14 protein-coding genes are annotated in these 16,405 nt (G+C 40.3%); 6 read left to right on the top strand and 8 right to left on the bottom strand.

The features are described 5' to 3' along the window. Positions 1 to 122: 122 nt before the first annotated feature. The 3 genes from gcvH to J8L73_RS00275 form a co-directional block, all read right to left on the bottom strand. Complete coding sequence (gene gcvH, locus J8L73_RS00285) at positions 123 to 512, bottom strand: glycine cleavage system protein GcvH (RefSeq protein WP_138684047.1); 390 nt, start codon at positions 510 to 512, stop codon at positions 123 to 125. Between the two features lie 72 nt (positions 513 to 584). Then, complete coding sequence (gcvT, locus tag J8L73_RS00280; RefSeq protein ID WP_211014095.1) at positions 585 to 1,667, bottom strand: glycine cleavage system aminomethyltransferase GcvT; 1,083 nt, start codon at positions 1,665 to 1,667, stop codon at positions 585 to 587. Between the two features lie 98 nt (positions 1,668 to 1,765). Further along, positions 1,766 to 2,365 (bottom strand): hypothetical protein, encoded by a 600-nt coding sequence (locus J8L73_RS00275; protein WP_211014093.1) that lies wholly within the window; start codon positions 2,363 to 2,365, stop codon positions 1,766 to 1,768. 126 nt (positions 2,366 to 2,491) lie between these two features. On the opposite strand from J8L73_RS00275, the gene J8L73_RS00270 reads away from it, so the two are divergent. Continuing rightward, complete coding sequence (locus J8L73_RS00270) at positions 2,492 to 3,337, top strand: LysR family transcriptional regulator (protein ID WP_211014091.1); 846 nt, start codon at positions 2,492 to 2,494, stop codon at positions 3,335 to 3,337. Between the two features lie 203 nt (positions 3,338 to 3,540). After that, positions 3,541 to 5,697, top strand: a complete 2,157-nt coding sequence (locus tag J8L73_RS00265; RefSeq protein ID WP_211014089.1) for a TonB-dependent receptor — start codon at positions 3,541 to 3,543, stop codon at positions 5,695 to 5,697. Positions 5,698 to 6,003: 306 nt separating this feature from the next. On the opposite strand, the gene rlmB is transcribed toward J8L73_RS00265, so the two are convergent. The 5 genes from rlmB to J8L73_RS00240 all read right to left on the bottom strand — a co-directional run bounded on the left by rlmB (position 6,004) and on the right by J8L73_RS00240 (position 12,041). After that, positions 6,004 to 6,747, bottom strand: coding sequence for a 23S rRNA (guanosine(2251)-2'-O)-methyltransferase RlmB (rlmB, locus tag J8L73_RS00260; protein ID WP_210999015.1), 744 nt, complete (start codon positions 6,745 to 6,747; stop codon positions 6,004 to 6,006). Further along, the gene (gene rnr, locus J8L73_RS00255) at positions 6,744 to 9,203 is read right to left on the bottom strand and encodes a ribonuclease R (protein WP_211014087.1); all 2,460 of its coding nucleotides are present in this window, start codon (positions 9,201 to 9,203) and stop codon (positions 6,744 to 6,746) included. Before rnr ends, rlmB begins: the two co-directional genes overlap by 4 nt. A 185-nt stretch (positions 9,204 to 9,388) precedes the next feature. Continuing rightward, positions 9,389 to 10,123 carry an enoyl-CoA hydratase/isomerase family protein gene (locus J8L73_RS00250; RefSeq protein ID WP_211014085.1) on the bottom strand — a complete coding sequence of 245 codons (735 nt, stop codon included), beginning with the start codon at positions 10,121 to 10,123 and terminating at the stop codon, positions 9,389 to 9,391. A 203-nt stretch (positions 10,124 to 10,326) separates the two neighbouring features. Next, entirely contained in the window at positions 10,327 to 10,941 is a 615-nt protein-coding gene (locus J8L73_RS00245; protein ID WP_211014083.1) for a response regulator transcription factor, read from the bottom strand. Continuing rightward, complete coding sequence (locus J8L73_RS00240) at positions 10,938 to 12,041, bottom strand: histidine kinase (protein WP_211014081.1); 1,104 nt, start codon at positions 12,039 to 12,041, stop codon at positions 10,938 to 10,940. The genes J8L73_RS00245 and J8L73_RS00240 overlap by 4 nt, the downstream gene beginning before the upstream one ends. Before the next feature lie 324 nt (positions 12,042 to 12,365). Between J8L73_RS00240 and J8L73_RS00235 the strand changes: the two genes are divergently transcribed. The 4 genes from J8L73_RS00235 to queG all read left to right on the top strand — a co-directional run bounded on the left by J8L73_RS00235 (position 12,366) and on the right by queG (position 16,393). Continuing rightward, a complete protein-coding gene (locus J8L73_RS00235) occupies positions 12,366 to 13,232 on the top strand; it encodes a DMT family transporter (RefSeq protein WP_210999010.1) in 867 nt (288 codons plus the stop codon). Next, positions 13,229 to 13,924, top strand: coding sequence for a glycerophosphodiester phosphodiesterase family protein (locus tag J8L73_RS00230; RefSeq protein ID WP_210999009.1), 696 nt, complete (start codon positions 13,229 to 13,231; stop codon positions 13,922 to 13,924). The genes J8L73_RS00235 and J8L73_RS00230 overlap by 4 nt, the downstream gene beginning before the upstream one ends. A 48-nt stretch (positions 13,925 to 13,972) precedes the next feature. Next, on the top strand, positions 13,973 to 15,193 hold the full coding sequence (locus J8L73_RS00225) for a methyl-accepting chemotaxis protein (protein ID WP_210999008.1): 1,221 nt from the start codon (positions 13,973 to 13,975) through the stop codon (positions 15,191 to 15,193). A 66-nt stretch (positions 15,194 to 15,259) separates the two neighbouring features. Continuing rightward, positions 15,260 to 16,393 (top strand): tRNA epoxyqueuosine(34) reductase QueG, encoded by a 1,134-nt coding sequence (gene queG, locus J8L73_RS00220; protein ID WP_211014079.1) that lies wholly within the window; start codon positions 15,260 to 15,262, stop codon positions 16,391 to 16,393. The last annotated feature ends 12 nt before the right edge of the window (positions 16,394 to 16,405 follow it).

Below are 16,405 nucleotides of genomic sequence, written 5' to 3'. Positions count from 1 at the left end.
TGGGTAATTAGTATGATTAAAATATGTGATGATTTAATAACTTGCTTTGTATGGGGGTAAGCTGTTAAATCATAAAAGCCCCATAAATACTCAGTGGGGCTTTTGTTATCTGCTAAGAGTGATTACTCTTCGTCGATAGTGTTAGCGTAATCTTCTGCGCTAAGTAGGTTTTCAAGCTCTGACTCGTCAGATGCTTTAATACGGAATAACCAACCGTCGCCGTAAGCGTCGTTGTTTACCGTCTCTGGTGCGTCTTCTAGCTCTTCGTTAATAGCAACAATTTCGCCTGCAATTGGCGCGTAAATGTCTGATGCTGCTTTAACCGACTCAGCTACTGCACAGTCTTCGCCCGCGTCTACTTCGTCGCCAACTTCTGGTAATTCAACAAATACCATGTCGCCAAGTAGCTCTTGCGCATGCTCTGAAATACCAACAGTAAAAGTACCGTCGCCTTCGTTGCGAACCCACTCGTGTGAAGAGGCGTATTTTAAATCGCTAGGGATATTGCTCATTATTTTGTTCCTTTGGTTTATATTGGGAGGATACCAATCACAATAATTATTGTGATTGGTATAACCAAATTTTTAAATTATTGATTTGCCGTTACGTACAAAGCTAGGCTTTACTACTTTAACGTTAACTAATTTTTTGCGCATTTCTACTTGGGCTGTATCCCCTATTGAACGCGGTACACGTGCAAGGGCTACACTAAAACCAAGCGTTGGTGAGAAAGTACCTGAGGTAATGACCCCTTCACCACCATCAACAATTACTTTTGAGCCGCTACGCAATACGCCTTTTTCTTCAAGCACTAGGCCAACAAGTTTGTCAGTGCTTTTTTCAGCGCGTTGCTTAACAAGTACGTCACGACCAATAAAGTCACGATCTTCTGGTTCCCATGCAATGGTCCATGCCATGTTAGCAGCAAGAGGCGATACGCTCTCGTCCATATCTAGGCCGTAAAGGTTCATACCTGCTTCTAAACGTAGCGTGTCGCGTGCACCTAAACCAGCAGGCGCAACGCCTGCATCTAGCAGTTGTTGCCATAAATCGGCTGCTTGCTCGTTCGGTACTACAATCTCGTAACCGTCTTCGCCAGTATAACCCGTTGTGGCAATAAATAAATCACCTACTTGAACACCAAAAAATGGCTTCATACCTTCAACGGCTGCTTGTTGCTCAGCATTTAACAATGTGGCTGTTTTTGCTTTAGCGTTAGGGCCTTGCACTGCAATCATTGCAAACTCAGGGCGCTCAGTAACAGTTACATCAAAGTCGCTCGATACGTTGGCTAAGTGCGCTAAATCTTTTTCGCGTGTTGCTGAGTTAACAACTAGGCGGTAAAACGTTTCGCTAAAGTAGTAAATAATTAAGTCATCAATTACGCCGCCTTGCTCGTTAAGCATGCCTGTGTAAAGTGCTTTACCAGGGACTGTTAATTTAGCTACGTCGTTTGCTACTAACTTGCGTAAAAATGCTTTTGCTTGAGGGCCTTCAATATCAACAATAGTCATGTGTGATACGTCAAACATACCTGCATCGGTACGCACGGCATTGTGTTCTTCTATTTGTGAGCCGTAGTTGATTGGCATTTCCCAGCCATGAAAATCAACCATTTTTGCGCCTGCTTCAAGGTGCTTAGCATGTAGTACAGTTTTAGCAGTCATAACATTCCTTCACGTTTTAAATTAACCCTGTGCGGGCGTGGCTTAAATAGATCTAAAAACAGGTAAACATAAAATGTTTACCTGTTTGTTGTTTGTGTTTAAGCAGCTTCGTTTTGCGTTAGCGCAAAGCCTTGTGCTTGTAAGTGTTGTTGCCATTTTTGTAGTTCTTGCTGTTTGGCGACTAACACAAAATGTTGTTCGTCGTTTTTGTCTATTGCAGTAATAAATACATCGCCGCTTTGCGCACCGTAACATAATTGCGGATTTGATAAGCGCAGCCCTGGCGTTAATTTAAACGCGTCGATTAATGCGTCAAATGCGTTGTTTCCGCTTAAGGTAAATGTAGAAAGGTCGGTACGTATTACGTAGTCAATATCAAAACGAAGTTGTTGCTCGTTTATAAGCGCTTGTAATTGCAGGCTTGCGCTGTGAGGTAATACAAATCTGTATGCAGTTTCACTAAAGTAATAAACAGCAAAGCTGTAGTCAGAATTATAGTCGCCATCAAGCGTGCCTTTTAGGCCTAAACCGCTGGCGGTTAGCTTAGTTAAATCTAGGCCTAAAATAGTGCTTAAAAATACGCTGGTTTCGGTACCGCTAAAATCCAATACAACGTGAGCGTTGTTAGTTTGTAAAGCGTTAGTAACCGCACTACTTGCATTGCTGTGACGGGCAAACATTATTGGGTTAAAAGTCATAACAAACACCTGTGTATTTTTAATGGTAAAAGTATATTGCGCACATCTATTAACAACAAATTGTAATTATTTATCAATTGATAAATAATACTTATATATATAGCCGTATAAATTGTAATTTTAAATATGAAAAATATATCAACCGATGGTTTGCGCACGTTTGTAATGGTAGTTGAGGTAGGAGGTTTTGCTAAAGCGGGTGATTTACTGGGTCTTTCACAACCTGCTGTGAGCCTACAAATTAAGCGCCTCGAGGATATGATTGGCTATAAGCTATTTAAAAAACAAGGGCAACGCCAAGTGCTTAATCAGTACGGTGAGCTATTACTGCCTATGGCTAAACAAATGATGCAACATAACGATGCTATTTTGCAGCAGTTCACCTCTGAAAACATTGCCGGTAAAGTGCGCTTAGGTATACCAAGCGAATTTGCGGCGCGCATACTACCTTCTATTATTGGCGACTTTGTAGCGTTTTATCCTGAAGTGTCGTTAGAGGTTAAATCGCGCTTGAGTAAGCATTTGCTTTCGGCTTCAAGGCAAGATCAGTTTGATTTAGTGCTTGCCCTTAATGAGCGACTCAACTCTGATAAATTTCCAATTTTTATGCAAGACGAACTTGTATGGGTAGGCGACCTTTCACTTGCAAAAAATGCAGTAGTGACCTTAGTTACAGCGCCCGAAGGCTGTATTTATCGTCGTAGAGCCATTGATGCATTAAAAAATGCAGGCATAAAATACCGCATTGTTTATAGCAACGCCGATTTAACCGGTCTTATCGCCGCTTTAAAAGAAGGGTTGGGTATTACAGTACTTGCTAAAAGTACTGTGCCTAACGATCTTAACTTTCAAATTCAAACAAAACACTTACCAAGCTTAGGCAGTATAGGTATTAGCTTAATTAAAAGCGGTGGCGAATCGGAGCACGCTGTAGATAAACTGGCTGAATTTATAGCGCTAAGGCTTGGTTAACTCAATATACAAAACCGATACTTAAGAATGAACGTTAAACTGACACTGCCATACAAAAGAAACAATTTAGTTAACAAAGTAGCATAAGTGAGTGATTTTAATTCTAAAAAACTGAACTATTAAACAGTTAATAACATTGATTCGTATTCGTTAACGTGTTCAAATTACGCCAATTAAGATAATTGACATGATCAGGACACACAATGACCTCTAAGTTTTTAGTATCTACCCTTGCGACTGCGGTTGCTTTGTCTTTTAGTGCTACTGCAATAGCACAAGGCAGTTCTAACCAAGATCAGCGTTTTGAACAAATTACCGTTATTGGCTCACAGCAGGCTATTAACGATATTCCTGGTTCTGCGACGTTTATTACTGACGAAGAACTACAAAAATTTGAATACACCGATATCTCACGTGTTTTAGCCTCTGTTCCGGGTGTATACGTGCAAGAAGAAGACGGCTACGGCCTTCGCCCTAACATTGGTATGCGCGGTACAGGTACTGGCCGTAACGATAAAATATCAGTAATGGAAGACGGTGTATTAGTTGCACCCGCTCCTTACTCTGCACCTTCAGCTTACTACTTCCCTACTATGGGCCGTATGGAGTCTATTGAAGTATTAAAAGGTGCAGCCTCTGTTAAGTACGGCCCGCGTACTACGGGTGGTGTTTTAAATTTACTTTCTCGCAGTTTACCCACTGAGGCAAATAGCTCAAAAGCAATGGTAGATGCAGCCCTTGGCGGCGACGGTTATTACAAAGGCCACGCTTACTTTGGTAAAGAAAAAAACAACACAGCGGGCTTAATTGAAGTATTTACTTATGGCGCCGACGGATTTAAAAAGCTGCCAGTAGGTAGCGACAATACTGGCTTTGAAAAAACAGATGTACTATTAAAGTTTGGCCACACGTTTGGTAAAAACGATGCGCATAGCTTAGAGCTAAAAGTAAAATACTCTGATGAAACATCTGATGAAACGTACATGGGTTTAACCGAAGAAGATTACAACTCAAACCCTTACCGCCGTTATGCAGCATCGCAAAACGATGAAATGAACACTCGCCATAATGCGTACCAGCTTAACTATGCTTACCAATTTGGTGAAGGTTATGAGCTACTAGCAACGGCTTACTTAAACGATTTTCATCGTAACTGGTATAAAGCAAGCAGTGTAGGTACAAGCACGCTTGAGCAGTACAGTGAGTTTGAAGCAAACCCAACGAGTGAAGGCATTGAAGGTATTGGCGTAAAAGCGAATAACCGTGATTACCAAGCTAAAGGCATTCAATCAGAATTACACATTCCTGCAGGCGATCACTACGTGACTGTTGGCGTACGTTACCACGAAGACGAAATGGACCGTTTTCAGTGGCAAGATACGTACACGTTAAATCAAGATTTAAGCATGACATTAACGTCGCAAGGTATCCCAGGGTCTGACAGCAACCGCGTAGATAGCGCTAAAGCAAAAACCTTATTTGTTCAAGACGAGTGGACAATAGATGCATTAGTAGTAAGTGCTGGCCTTCGTTATGAAGACATTACGATTACGCGTGAAGAGTGGTCTAAAACAGATCCAACACGCAGTGAAGGATTAACTAAAGATGTATCGAACGATACTGAGATTTTAGTTCCGTCACTTGGTGCTACTTATACACTTAACGAAAACGTAACGCTACTTGCGGGCATTCAAAAAGGTTACGCACCTGCGGCGCCGGGTAACGCAGACCAAGACGAAGAAGAAAGTGTAAATATTGAGTTTGGTTCGCGCTTTAACGCCGCTGGTTTTACAGGTGAAGTGATTGCGTTTTTCTCAGATTACGACAACATGCACGGTAACTGTACTGCAGCTGTAGGTTGTAGCGATGAAAACATTGGCGACCAATACAACTACGGTGAAGTAGAAGTATCGGGCTTTGAATTTAGTGCTGCACGTACGTTTGCCACTGACGCGGCGATGTTCCCTGTAAAACTAACTTACACCTACACAGATTCAGAGTTCCAAAACGATTTTGATTCTGAAATTTGGGGGTCGGTAGAAAAAGGCGATGCAATGCCATACGTACCAGAAAACCAAGTAGCCCTTTCGTTAGGTGCTGAGTTTTCAGCTTTTGTAATTAATAGCCAAGTGCGTTATGTATCAAATGCGCATGCTGATTTAACTGATTCAGGCTTAAATGCCATTGATAGCCGTGTAGTATGGGATTTAGCCGCTAAATACTTAATTGATGAAAAACAAAAAGTTTACCTAACCGTAGATAATCTGTTTGATAAAACCTATATCGCTAACCGCGCTAATGGTGGTATTCAGCCAGGTAAGCCACGTACAGTACAGGTAGGCTACACTTATAGCTTTTAAGCTTAAAGCTGGTTAAACGGTTCACTAACAGCGTTAATAATTTTTTATGTAAGAGTACTACACATCTAAATTATTGCCTTGTTATTAAACCGTTTACTTGCGCTTTGTATGAGATAAACGGTTCACTAAAAGCGTTAATAATTTTTTATGTGAGAGCACTACACATCTAAATTATTGCCTTGTTATTGAATCATTTACCTATCGCTATAATAGAGCATCAATTGCTGTAAAGTTAAGTGCGTAAATTACAGACACAAAAAAGCCGAGATTGAATTTCAACCTCGGCTTTTTTAATACATTAAACTATTAGTTATTTGCGTTACGCTGGCGTAATACTTCAAATAAACAAATACCTGTAGCAACCGATACGTTTAAGCTTGAAACTGTGCCTGCCATTGGAATTTTAACAAGTACATCGCAATGCTCACGTGTTAAACGGCGCATCCCCTCGCCTTCAGCACCCATAACAATAGCCATCGGGCCCGTTAGGTTGGCTTCAAATACGTGTGTATCTGTCTCGCCGGCCGTGCCTACAACCCATACACCTGCATCTTTAATTTCACGTAGTGTACGCGCAAGGTTAGTAACTTGAATAAGCGGTACTGTTTCAGCTGCGCCACAGGCCACTTTACGTGCAGTACCGTTAAGCTTAGCCGACTTGTCTTTAGGTACAATCACAGCGTGTACGCCTGCAGCATCTGCACTGCGCAGGCATGCACCTAAGTTATGCGGATCGGTTATACCATCAAGCACAAGTAAAAACGGTGTGTCTTCGCGTGCAATGATCTCATCTAGATCTTTTTCATTAAACGTTGGCGCTGCTTTAACGTTTGCAATAATGCCCTGATGTTGCTCGCCTTTTGATTTGCTATCAAGCGCTTTACGCTGCATAAATTGCACTGAAATACCAAACTTACGTGCTTCATCAATAATCGGGGTTGAGCGTTTGTCGTCACGGCCTTTAAGCGCGTAAATCTCTATAAAACGCTCAGGCTCACTTTCTAAAATTGCTTCAACAGAATGAAAGCCAAAAATTAATTCATTACTCACGTATTATCTGCTCCTGGGCTATTACGTTTACGGGCATTTTTGCCTGGTCTTTTAGGCTTTTTAGCTGCCTTTTTCTTTGGTTTTTTCTTAGGTGTGCCATCAGCGGCTTTTACTGCCTTTTTACTTTTACCCGCTGGCTTTTTTTTACCTTTAGGTTTTTCATCCGTAGCAGATGACTTGCCAGGTATTTTACCTGCTTTTAATTGCGAGCGAACACTTGCTGGTGCATGGCCAGATTTACCCGCGCCTTTAGCACCACGGCGGCGTGAATATCTATCTTGTGCTACATCGCCTTTAAGCGTTAAGTTTATACGGCGCTCATCTAAGCTAACCGATGCAACTTGCACAGTTACTTTATCGCCAAGGCGATAAACTTTATGTGTGTGCTCACCTATTAGGGTGTGTTTTGCAGCATCATGCTGGAAGTATTCATCACCTAAATTAGTGACATGAATAAGCCCATCAATTTGTAAATCGTCTAGGCGTATAAACAAACCAAAATTAGTGACCGATGAAATAACTCCATTGAACTCGTCGCCAACGTGATCTTGCATAAACTCACATTTAAGCCAGTCGGCAACTTCTCGCGTTGCGTCGTCTGCGCGGCGCTCTGTTGTTGAACACTGCTCGCCTAATTGATCTACCTCATCGTCGGTATAAGCATACGCCCCTGACGTTTGTTGACCTTGTGCTTTTATTACCGCTTTAATTGCGCGATGCACTACTAAATCTGGGTAACGACGAATTGGCGATGTAAAGTGTGCATAAGCCGAAAGTGCTAAACCAAAGTGGCCTATGTTATCTGGCTGATATACAGCCTGCTTCATTGAACGAAGTAACATAGTTTGAATAAGCTCAGCCTCTGGGCGGTCGCCTAAGCGAGCTAATACTTGGGTTATTTCTTTTGGTGTTGGCTCATCACTTAACGTGCTTTGAATACCAAGCTCAGTTAAAAACTTAGTAAAGTTACCTAGCTTTTCTTGATCTGGTTCATCGTGCACACGATAAAGCGCGCTAGCTTCGTGTTTTTCGAGTAATTTAGCCGCCGAAACGTTGGCCAAAATCATACATTCTTCAATGAGTTTGTGCGCGTCATTACGAATAACAGGCACTATTGATTCTATTTTGCGTTGCGCGTTAAATACAAAACGTGTTTCGAGTGTTTCAAACTCGATGGCACCGCGCTCTTGGCGGGCAGCTTTAAGTGCCATGTACATTTGCTGTAGGTCAGTTAAATGTGGCACTACGGCTGAGTATTCATCGCGTAGTTTTTCATCACCTTTTAAAATAGCGTTTACTTTGGTGTAAGTTAAACGTGCGTGAGAGTTCATCACGGCTTCGTAAAACTTATAACCCGAAAGCTTACCCGCATCCGATACGGTCATTTCGGCAACCATACATAAACGATCTACTTTAGGATTCAGTGAACATAAACCGTTAGACAACACTTTTGGCAGCATAGGAATTACTTGCTCAGGAAAATACACTGAGTTACCACGCGCTATGGCTTCTTTATTAAGCGGCGTGTTCATGCCTACATAATGCGATACGTCGGCAATGGCAACCCATAAGCGCCAACCGCCTGATTTTTTACGTTCACAATATACTGCATCATCAAAGTCGCGTGCATCTTCGCCATCAATAGTGACAAGCGGAAGGTCACGTAAATCTACACGGCCTTCTTTATCAGTATCTTCCACAAATTCACCAAGGTGAGCCACTTGAGCTTCTACTTCTTCTGGCCAAACATGAGGAATATCGTGATTACGAAGCGCTACTTCAATTTCCATACCTGGGGCTAAATGCTCGCCAAGTACGTCTATAACTTTACCCACGGCGTTCATATTACGACTTGGGTTTTGAGTGATTTTTACCTGCACCATTTGATTATGGCGGGCACCGTTTTCGTTGCCTGGTAAAATCATTATATCTTGGGTAATGCGCGGATCTTCAGCAACTACAACAGCTATGCCGTGTTCAACAAAGTAACGCCCTACTATAGGTGCACGCTCGTTGGTAAGCACTTTAATAATGCGAGCATCACATTTTGAGCCAGAGCCACGCTTTGTGCCTTTAGCTAGTACAATGTCGCCATGTAGCACCATGTTCATTTGGTGCTTAGCTATAAACCAATCTTTGCTCTCGCCTTCAACTTCTAAAAAGCCAAAACCGTCTCTGTGGCCTATTACTTTGCCTTTAGTTAAACCGGCTTCGTCTATTAAGGCATAACATTTAAACTTATTGAAATACAATTGCCCGTCGCGCTCCATAGCACGAAGGCGGCGTTTAAATGCTATTTGGCGCTCTTCATCGTTTACCGCAAGCTCTTCGCATAATTGTGCGTAGTTAGCTGGTTTTGAACGCTCTTGAAGGTGAGTAAGTATAAACTCACGGCTAGGGACTGGGTTTTCGTACTTTTCTTGTTCTCGACTGAGATTTGGATCTTGGTTTGACATTCACTATCTTGTTAGTTGGTTATGTAGGTATTTTAACCCATATACGTAAAATGAGACAGGTAAAAGCAATTAAACTTTTACCAACTTAATTTTGTGTTTAAAAATATAAGATAACAGGACTTAACACGTCCTTAATTATGCTGCGTGTTTGTTTCAATTATAAGTTAAACACGCAGGATTTAAGTCTACTTTTTCTGTAGGTTTTTCCAGAGCAGTTTACTAATATTTTCTATAAATGCTGGGTCTTCTTGTTTTGTTGTTTGTAAAATATGTTTGTTTATTTGTGTTTTATTTTGAGCATAAATCCAACGATTTTTATTAAATTGCTGTGCAAATTCAAGTACACCAGCTTGTAGCTCTTTGTTATTAGTAAACACTTCTTCTATTACATTGTTTGTTAAAAGATCGCTTGCACCAACACGCTGCCCAGACATAGCTAAGCGGTTAAAGTAGGTGTGAGGAATTGCTTTATGAATAATAGGGATCATAGAAGGCACAAACGGGACGAGTACATCAACCTCAGGAAAACAGAAAAAGCCTTTGTCTGATTTCATAAATCTAAAATCACACGCACACGCAAGTACAGCACCATTACCATAAGTATGGCCGTTTAGCGCTGCAATAATAGGCATCGGAAAGGTAACAATACGCTTTAATAGCTGAGTTATTTCAAGCATAAAGTTAGCGATATCTGTAGGTGTGTTACTTGAGTTTGCCATCCATTGTAAGTCGATTCCAAGTGACCAGTTTTTATCACTCGATGATGTTAATACTACCGATGTAATGGCTTGGTTACTTTCAATGTTATCTAGGTGTTGGTTAAGCTGCGCTAAAAATGCGGGGTTGTGGCGGTTTTCAGCGGTGTTCATCGTTAATATAGCGGTGTTATTTTCGTTTTTAAACTCTATTAATGCTGTCATTAAACTCTCACTTGTTGTTTTTTAGCGTAACTTTAAGCGCTGTTCGTTACTTTTATAAGTAACATAGTAATACTTTACTTATAATTTATAAACCCAGAGCAAGTTAAGAAGCCCTCCTGCGTTAATTGTGTGGTTTATGGCTATCGCGTTAAATTAGTGAGTTATTTAACGCGATACCGAATTTGTTTTTAATAAAAAGGATACTAAAGCCAGCCTTTTTGCCTTGCAATACGCGCTGCATCTACGCGGTTTGTAGCGTTTAGCTTTGCGATTGCATCAGACAAATAGTTACGCGTAGTGCCTTCGCTTATAAAAAGCAGCTTAGCAATCTCACTTGTTTTAAGACCATCGCTTGCAAGCTTGAGTGCTTTGCGTTCTTTGTCGGTCAGTGGATCTGCATCGTCTAGGGCGTTAATGGCAAGTTCTGGGTCAATTACTTTTTGCCCTTGCATTACTTTTTTAAGCGCGTTGATAAGCTCATCGCTCGGGGCTTCTTTTAATATAAATCCTTTAACACCCGCACTTAATGAGCGCCTTATATAACCCGCTCGTGAAAACGTGGTCATTATTACCACTTTTATATCAGGAAATTTTACCGCTATTTGCTCACTCAGCTCTATGCCATTCATATTTGGCATTTCGATATCGGTTAAAATAATATCAGGCATGCTGTCGTCTGTAAGGCTAGTTATTGCTGTTAGCGCATCTTGGCCGTTACTTGCTTGGCCTATTACCTCAATATTAAAATCAAGGCTTAGCAAAGCAGCAACTGCGTCGCGAACCAGTGCTTGATCTTCCACTAAATATACTTTGATCATTGTAAATCCTTAGCTGTAATTGGCAGTATTACATTTAAAGTAAAGCGCTCGCCACATGTAAAACTAGCACTACCATTAAGTTGCTCTGCGCGCTCTTTTATACCGTTTAAGCCATTACCTGCGCTTAACGTGCTGCAAGGTGCATGATCGATAACCGTTATAAGTAATTGCTGCGCTGTTTGCTCTATATTTATCTCGCTGTTTTTTGTACTGCTATGGCGCAGTAAATTAGTAACGGCTTCTTTAATTATAAGGCCTGCTAACCCCTCTACTTTAGCGGGCAAAGTATTTAAAACCACGTTAAATGTAACGTTAAACTCTTGCTCTATAAGCCTTTGTTTAAGCTGCGCCAGCTGACTAACTAAATTAAGCTGTTTTAAATCACTTACGGCGCTTCTCACGTCGCTTAACAGTTGCCTTGCAAGATCAGCAACTTGTGCTATTTCGTTATTTGCCTGCTCATATCGCTCACCCTGATTCAACTTATTGGCAAGCTCTGCTTTTAACGCAATTGATGAAAGTGAATGACCTAAAATATCGTGCAGGTCGCGCGCTATTCGTTCACGCTCAGCAATGGCAGCTAATTGCTCTAATTGGTTAGCGCTTTCTTGCTCGCGCATTTTGTGCAGCTGCTCTTTTTGACTAGCTATACCAAAGGCAAATAATGCGGCTGAAATTAATAATGTGCCTGCTAAAAAATATTTTACATTTTCCATATCAGCTAAGTAGGCGCTTAATAACACCGCAAAAGCAATACCAAATACTGCGTATACCCTGTGCCTTTTACTATACGATTCACCCGCTATAAAAGTGATAAATCCGTATAAGGTAGACGTGCCTGTGGTATAAAATGTAGCGCTAAAACAAACCACTAACATCATTATAAACAGTTTAGAGATAGCTTTTGCTTCACAGTTCATGGCTTTTATATAAAGCAAAATAAATACAATATAAAACGCCACACTCATTACAATTGTGTTTACTGGCAAATGCGATAAGTTAAAAAGAGTGGGTAATAAATAAAACCCCGTAAAAGTTAATGGCGCGTACTTCCAAAAATTTTTATCTGCTGGTTTTGAAAGTGTGTTAGCTTCACTCATACCCATACCTCTAAGTTATTATTTTTATTTAAAGCACTATTTTTATTAATAAATATAAATAACACAAAAACACTAATGAGTATAAAGTAATCATTTATTGAAACACTAAAGCTAATTGATTCCAAAAACTCGCTAATCGCCAAGCTTATTAAAACGAATGTATTCATAGCAACCTCCAAGTAAGTAAGGTAACTATGCCAAACCCCAAAATTAATAAGAGTGTGAAATGTCATTAACTTTGCTGACAATTGTCATGTTTTATAAATTTCATCCTGTAGGCGCTCGCCCAGTGATAACATATTAAAAAAAGGAGATGATGTTTAAATGCAGCCACAACAGCAAAGTTTAATTTACTTACATATTGCCGTATTACTTTTTGGGGGCACTGCCCTTTTTGCAAAACTAATTGGTTTAAATGCGCTTGATATTACTGTTTACAGAACCGCCATTGCTGGTATGGCACTTTTGGCGATGCTGTATTTTCAAAAAAAACAAATAAAACTAAATAAACCTAAAGACTATTTAATAGCACTATTTTTAGGTGTAGCAGTAGGCTTACATTGGGTAACTTATTTTGCAGGCATGCAAATGGCCGGTGTTACTATTGGTATGCTGGCTTTTTTTAGCTACCCCGTTATGACGGTTTTTTTAGAGCCGGTGTTTAATAAAAGTAGGCCCCAAGCGAAAGATATAATAAGTGCAGCTATTGTAGTAGTTGGCATATATTTACTCGTGCCAAGTGCCGATTTAGGTGACGATGTAACCTTTGGTGTCATTACGGGAATTGTATCGGCTTTGTTTTTTTCAATTAGAAACATCATCCACAAGCGCTACTTTAGCCAGTACGGCGGCCCACAGACTATGTTTTATCAAACCTTGGTGGCAAGTTTAATGTTATGCGCATTTATTGAAGTTCCTGTGTATGAGGTTAGTAACCACGACCTTATTTTAATTGCTGTGGCGGGTATTATTTTTACCGCTACACCACACTCGTTATTTGCAGCCAGTTTAAAGCATTTATCTGCAGCAACTGCGGGGTTAATTTCTTGCTTACAGCCACTTTATGGCACAATACTGGCTATAGTAATTATTCATGAACGCCCTACTTTAATGACACTTATTGGCGGTGCGCTTATTGTTAGTGCTGCATGTTTTGAAACCTGGTCAATCACTAAAAAGGCTCGACAATGAAAGTATTCGCACACAGAGGTGCCAGTGGCGATTTTCCTGAAAACACTAAAAGCGCAATTTTAGAAGCACTAAAAGCCAACATTGATGGCATTGAAGTTGATGTTCAGAGTACGCTTGATGATTACATGATTATTCATGATTCGTGGCTTGATAGAACCACCAGCGGCACAGGTAAGGTAAGGGACTTTACTGCCCAAGACTTGTCTAAACTAAATGCGGGTAACGGCGAAAAAATACCAACGCTTCAGCAGCTAATTGATTGGAATAACAATAAAACATTATTAAATTTAGAGCTTAAACATACCTTTGAACTTGAAAAGTTTACAACGGTGCTTGAGTGTAATATTGCAGCAGGCAAAATATCAAAAGAAAACATTTTAGTGTCGTCGTTTGATCATCATCAATTGCAGTACCTTAAAAAAATACTACCATGGCTTAAAATAGGCGCATTAACATCATCGATCCCGCTTCACTACGCAAAATTTGCTCAAGAGCTAAATGCATTTAGTGTTCATGTAGATAAAAACTTTGTAAATAAAGAATTTGCAGATGATGCTAAAAAACGAGGCCTAAAGATTTATGCTTATACGGTCGATAAAGAGCAAGATATATCACTGATGCTTGAATATGGTGTAGAGGGAATTTTTACCAACTATCCAGCCCACACTAAAGCTTATTTAGCGTCGTTATAGTAAAGGTAGCTTACCTATTGCTAATCAAAATTACAGGACTTGAGTTCAATGAGTGGTTTTATGAAAATTTATGATTATGTAGAACAAACATTCTTTTTTACACTAACCCGTAAAATAGTGGGTAATTTGAGTTTTGTATTTTTGTTTCAAGCAATTACATTATTTTGGTTATATCAAACCTTAAGCGAACAACAGCAAAGTACAGGGTTATTTTGGTTGCTAACTTTCGTTATTGTAGCTGGCTTTGTTTTTACTCTTTTTTATATGCGCTTTTTAATTGTACGTCCTGTAACTGCAATGCGAGACACTTTAATACAAATAAACCAGCAAGATGCCAATTTAGCAGCAAAACTCCCTCATTTTTCTTATGATGAATTTAAAGATTTAAGTACGCAGTACAATATATTCACCACTCATTTAAGTGAGTTATTAAGCACTACGCACAATAGCGCTCAAGCTAGTGCGCACAGTAACACTCAAGTGACTGAGTCTATGCATAGTACTGAGCAATCAAGTGAGCAGCAAATTAACTTAAGCCGCAGTATTATTAATGCCAGTATGCAAATAACGCAAAGCTTACAAAACATAGTAAGCAACACAGACAGCGTGCATGAGGTAAATAATGAACACCTTAATTTTGTAAAGCTCTCTGCATCCGAACTTTTAGCCTTAGTTGAGCAAGTTGGTTTGATTACTAATATGCTGGGTAGCTTTTCAAACACGGTAGCAGGGCTTAAAGAAAACAGCGAAAATATTCGCAGCATATTAAAAATGGTTGAAGAGTTTTCTGATCAAACTAATTTATTGGCGCTCAATGCTGCAATTGAAGCGGCTAGAGCCGGTGACGCAGGTAGAGGCTTTGCTGTTGTTGCCGATGAAGTACGTACGCTGTCAATAAAAGTAAGCGGTGCAACTAGGCAAATTAGCGACTTTATTAACCAAATGAACGAGCTAGTAAATGAAACAAACAAAGAGTCAGAGCAATTAATTACCCATTCTAATAATGCGCAAAGCGCGATAAGTAATACATCCGATGGCTTTACTAAAATGCTTAATGAGTTTGAACAAAACCAACAACAGCTCCAACAAATAGTAAATGCAGTACATACGTTAGAAAACACTCAAACACAGACCCATCAATCGGTAGAGCAGATAGTAGCTTTAGGCGAGCAAGCCAAACAACAAATAGATACTGCCCTTAACGATTGCCAACAATCTCAGCAATTAAGCTTACAAACCCAGCAACAGTTAAAGCGATTTGTGCTCTGACAGGCGTTTTCGCCCACCAGCAAATATGTTAAATTACGCGGCTATTAATTTAAGCGTGAAATGTGTGTGAGCAACCCTACTCCAAATTATGAACAACTAGCCCAACAAATTAAAGTATGGGGGCAAGAGCTTGGCTTTAGCGAAGTTGGCATAACCGACATTGATTTATCTAAGCACGAAGCACAATTACAGCGCTGGCTTGATGCAGGTTATCACGGGTCAATGGATTATATGGCGGCACATGGCATGAAACGCGCTCGCCCTGCTGAATTAGTTCCTGGTACTCAGCGCGTTATTTCGGTAAAAATGAATTACCTCCCCCCTGATGCAAGCTTTGCTAAAACACTTAAAAATACCGAAAAAGCCTACATTAGCCGCTATGCTTTAGGGCGTGATTACCATAAATTAATGCGTAATAGGTTAAAAAAACTAGGCCAAAAAATAGAGCAAGAAATTGGCGATTATGGCTTTAGGCCGTTTGTAGACTCAGCGCCGGTGCTTGAGCGCCAACTTGCTGAAAAAGCAGGTTTAGGCTGGCGTGGCAAACATTCGTTGTTAATAAACCAAGAAGCTGGCTCATGGTTTTTTTTAGGTGAGTTATTTGTTGATTTACCCCTACCGATTGATGATGAAAACACCTTCGAAGGCTGCGGAAAATGTGTAGCCTGCATTACGCTTTGCCCTACAGGTGCAATTGTAGAGCCTTATGTAGTTGATGCACGCAAATGCATATCGTACTTAACTATTGAGCATCAAGGCGCTATACCTGAGCAATATAGAGCTTTATTAGGTAATCGTATTTATGGCTGCGATGACTGCCAACTGGTATGCCCATGGAACCGATATGGACAAATAACTGATGAAAATGACTTTCACCCTCGCACACAATTAAAAGATAAAGACTTACTTGAGTTATTTGCTTGGGATGAAGCAACGTTTTTAAAAAATACTGAAGGCAGCCCTATTCGCCGTATTGGCCATGAGCGATGGCTACGTAATTTAGCGGTGGGTTTAGGAAATGCCGATTTTAGCCGTAAGATAGTTTTTGCCCTTGAAGATAAAGCACTGAATTGTAGCGAGCTTGTTTTAGAGCATATTAATTGGGCACTTACACAGCAAAACGACAAACAGCGTGTGCAACTTCGAAAAACCCTAAGACTGATTAGAATCGTTGAAAAAGGTTTACCCCGAGATGCTTAAATACTCGAAAGT

It is taken from the genome of Pseudoalteromonas sp. MMG006, from assembly GCF_018101025.1.
Lineage (GTDB): Bacteria > Pseudomonadota > Gammaproteobacteria > Enterobacterales > Alteromonadaceae > Pseudoalteromonas.
This window is presented reverse-complemented; position numbering and strand designations above follow the sequence as displayed.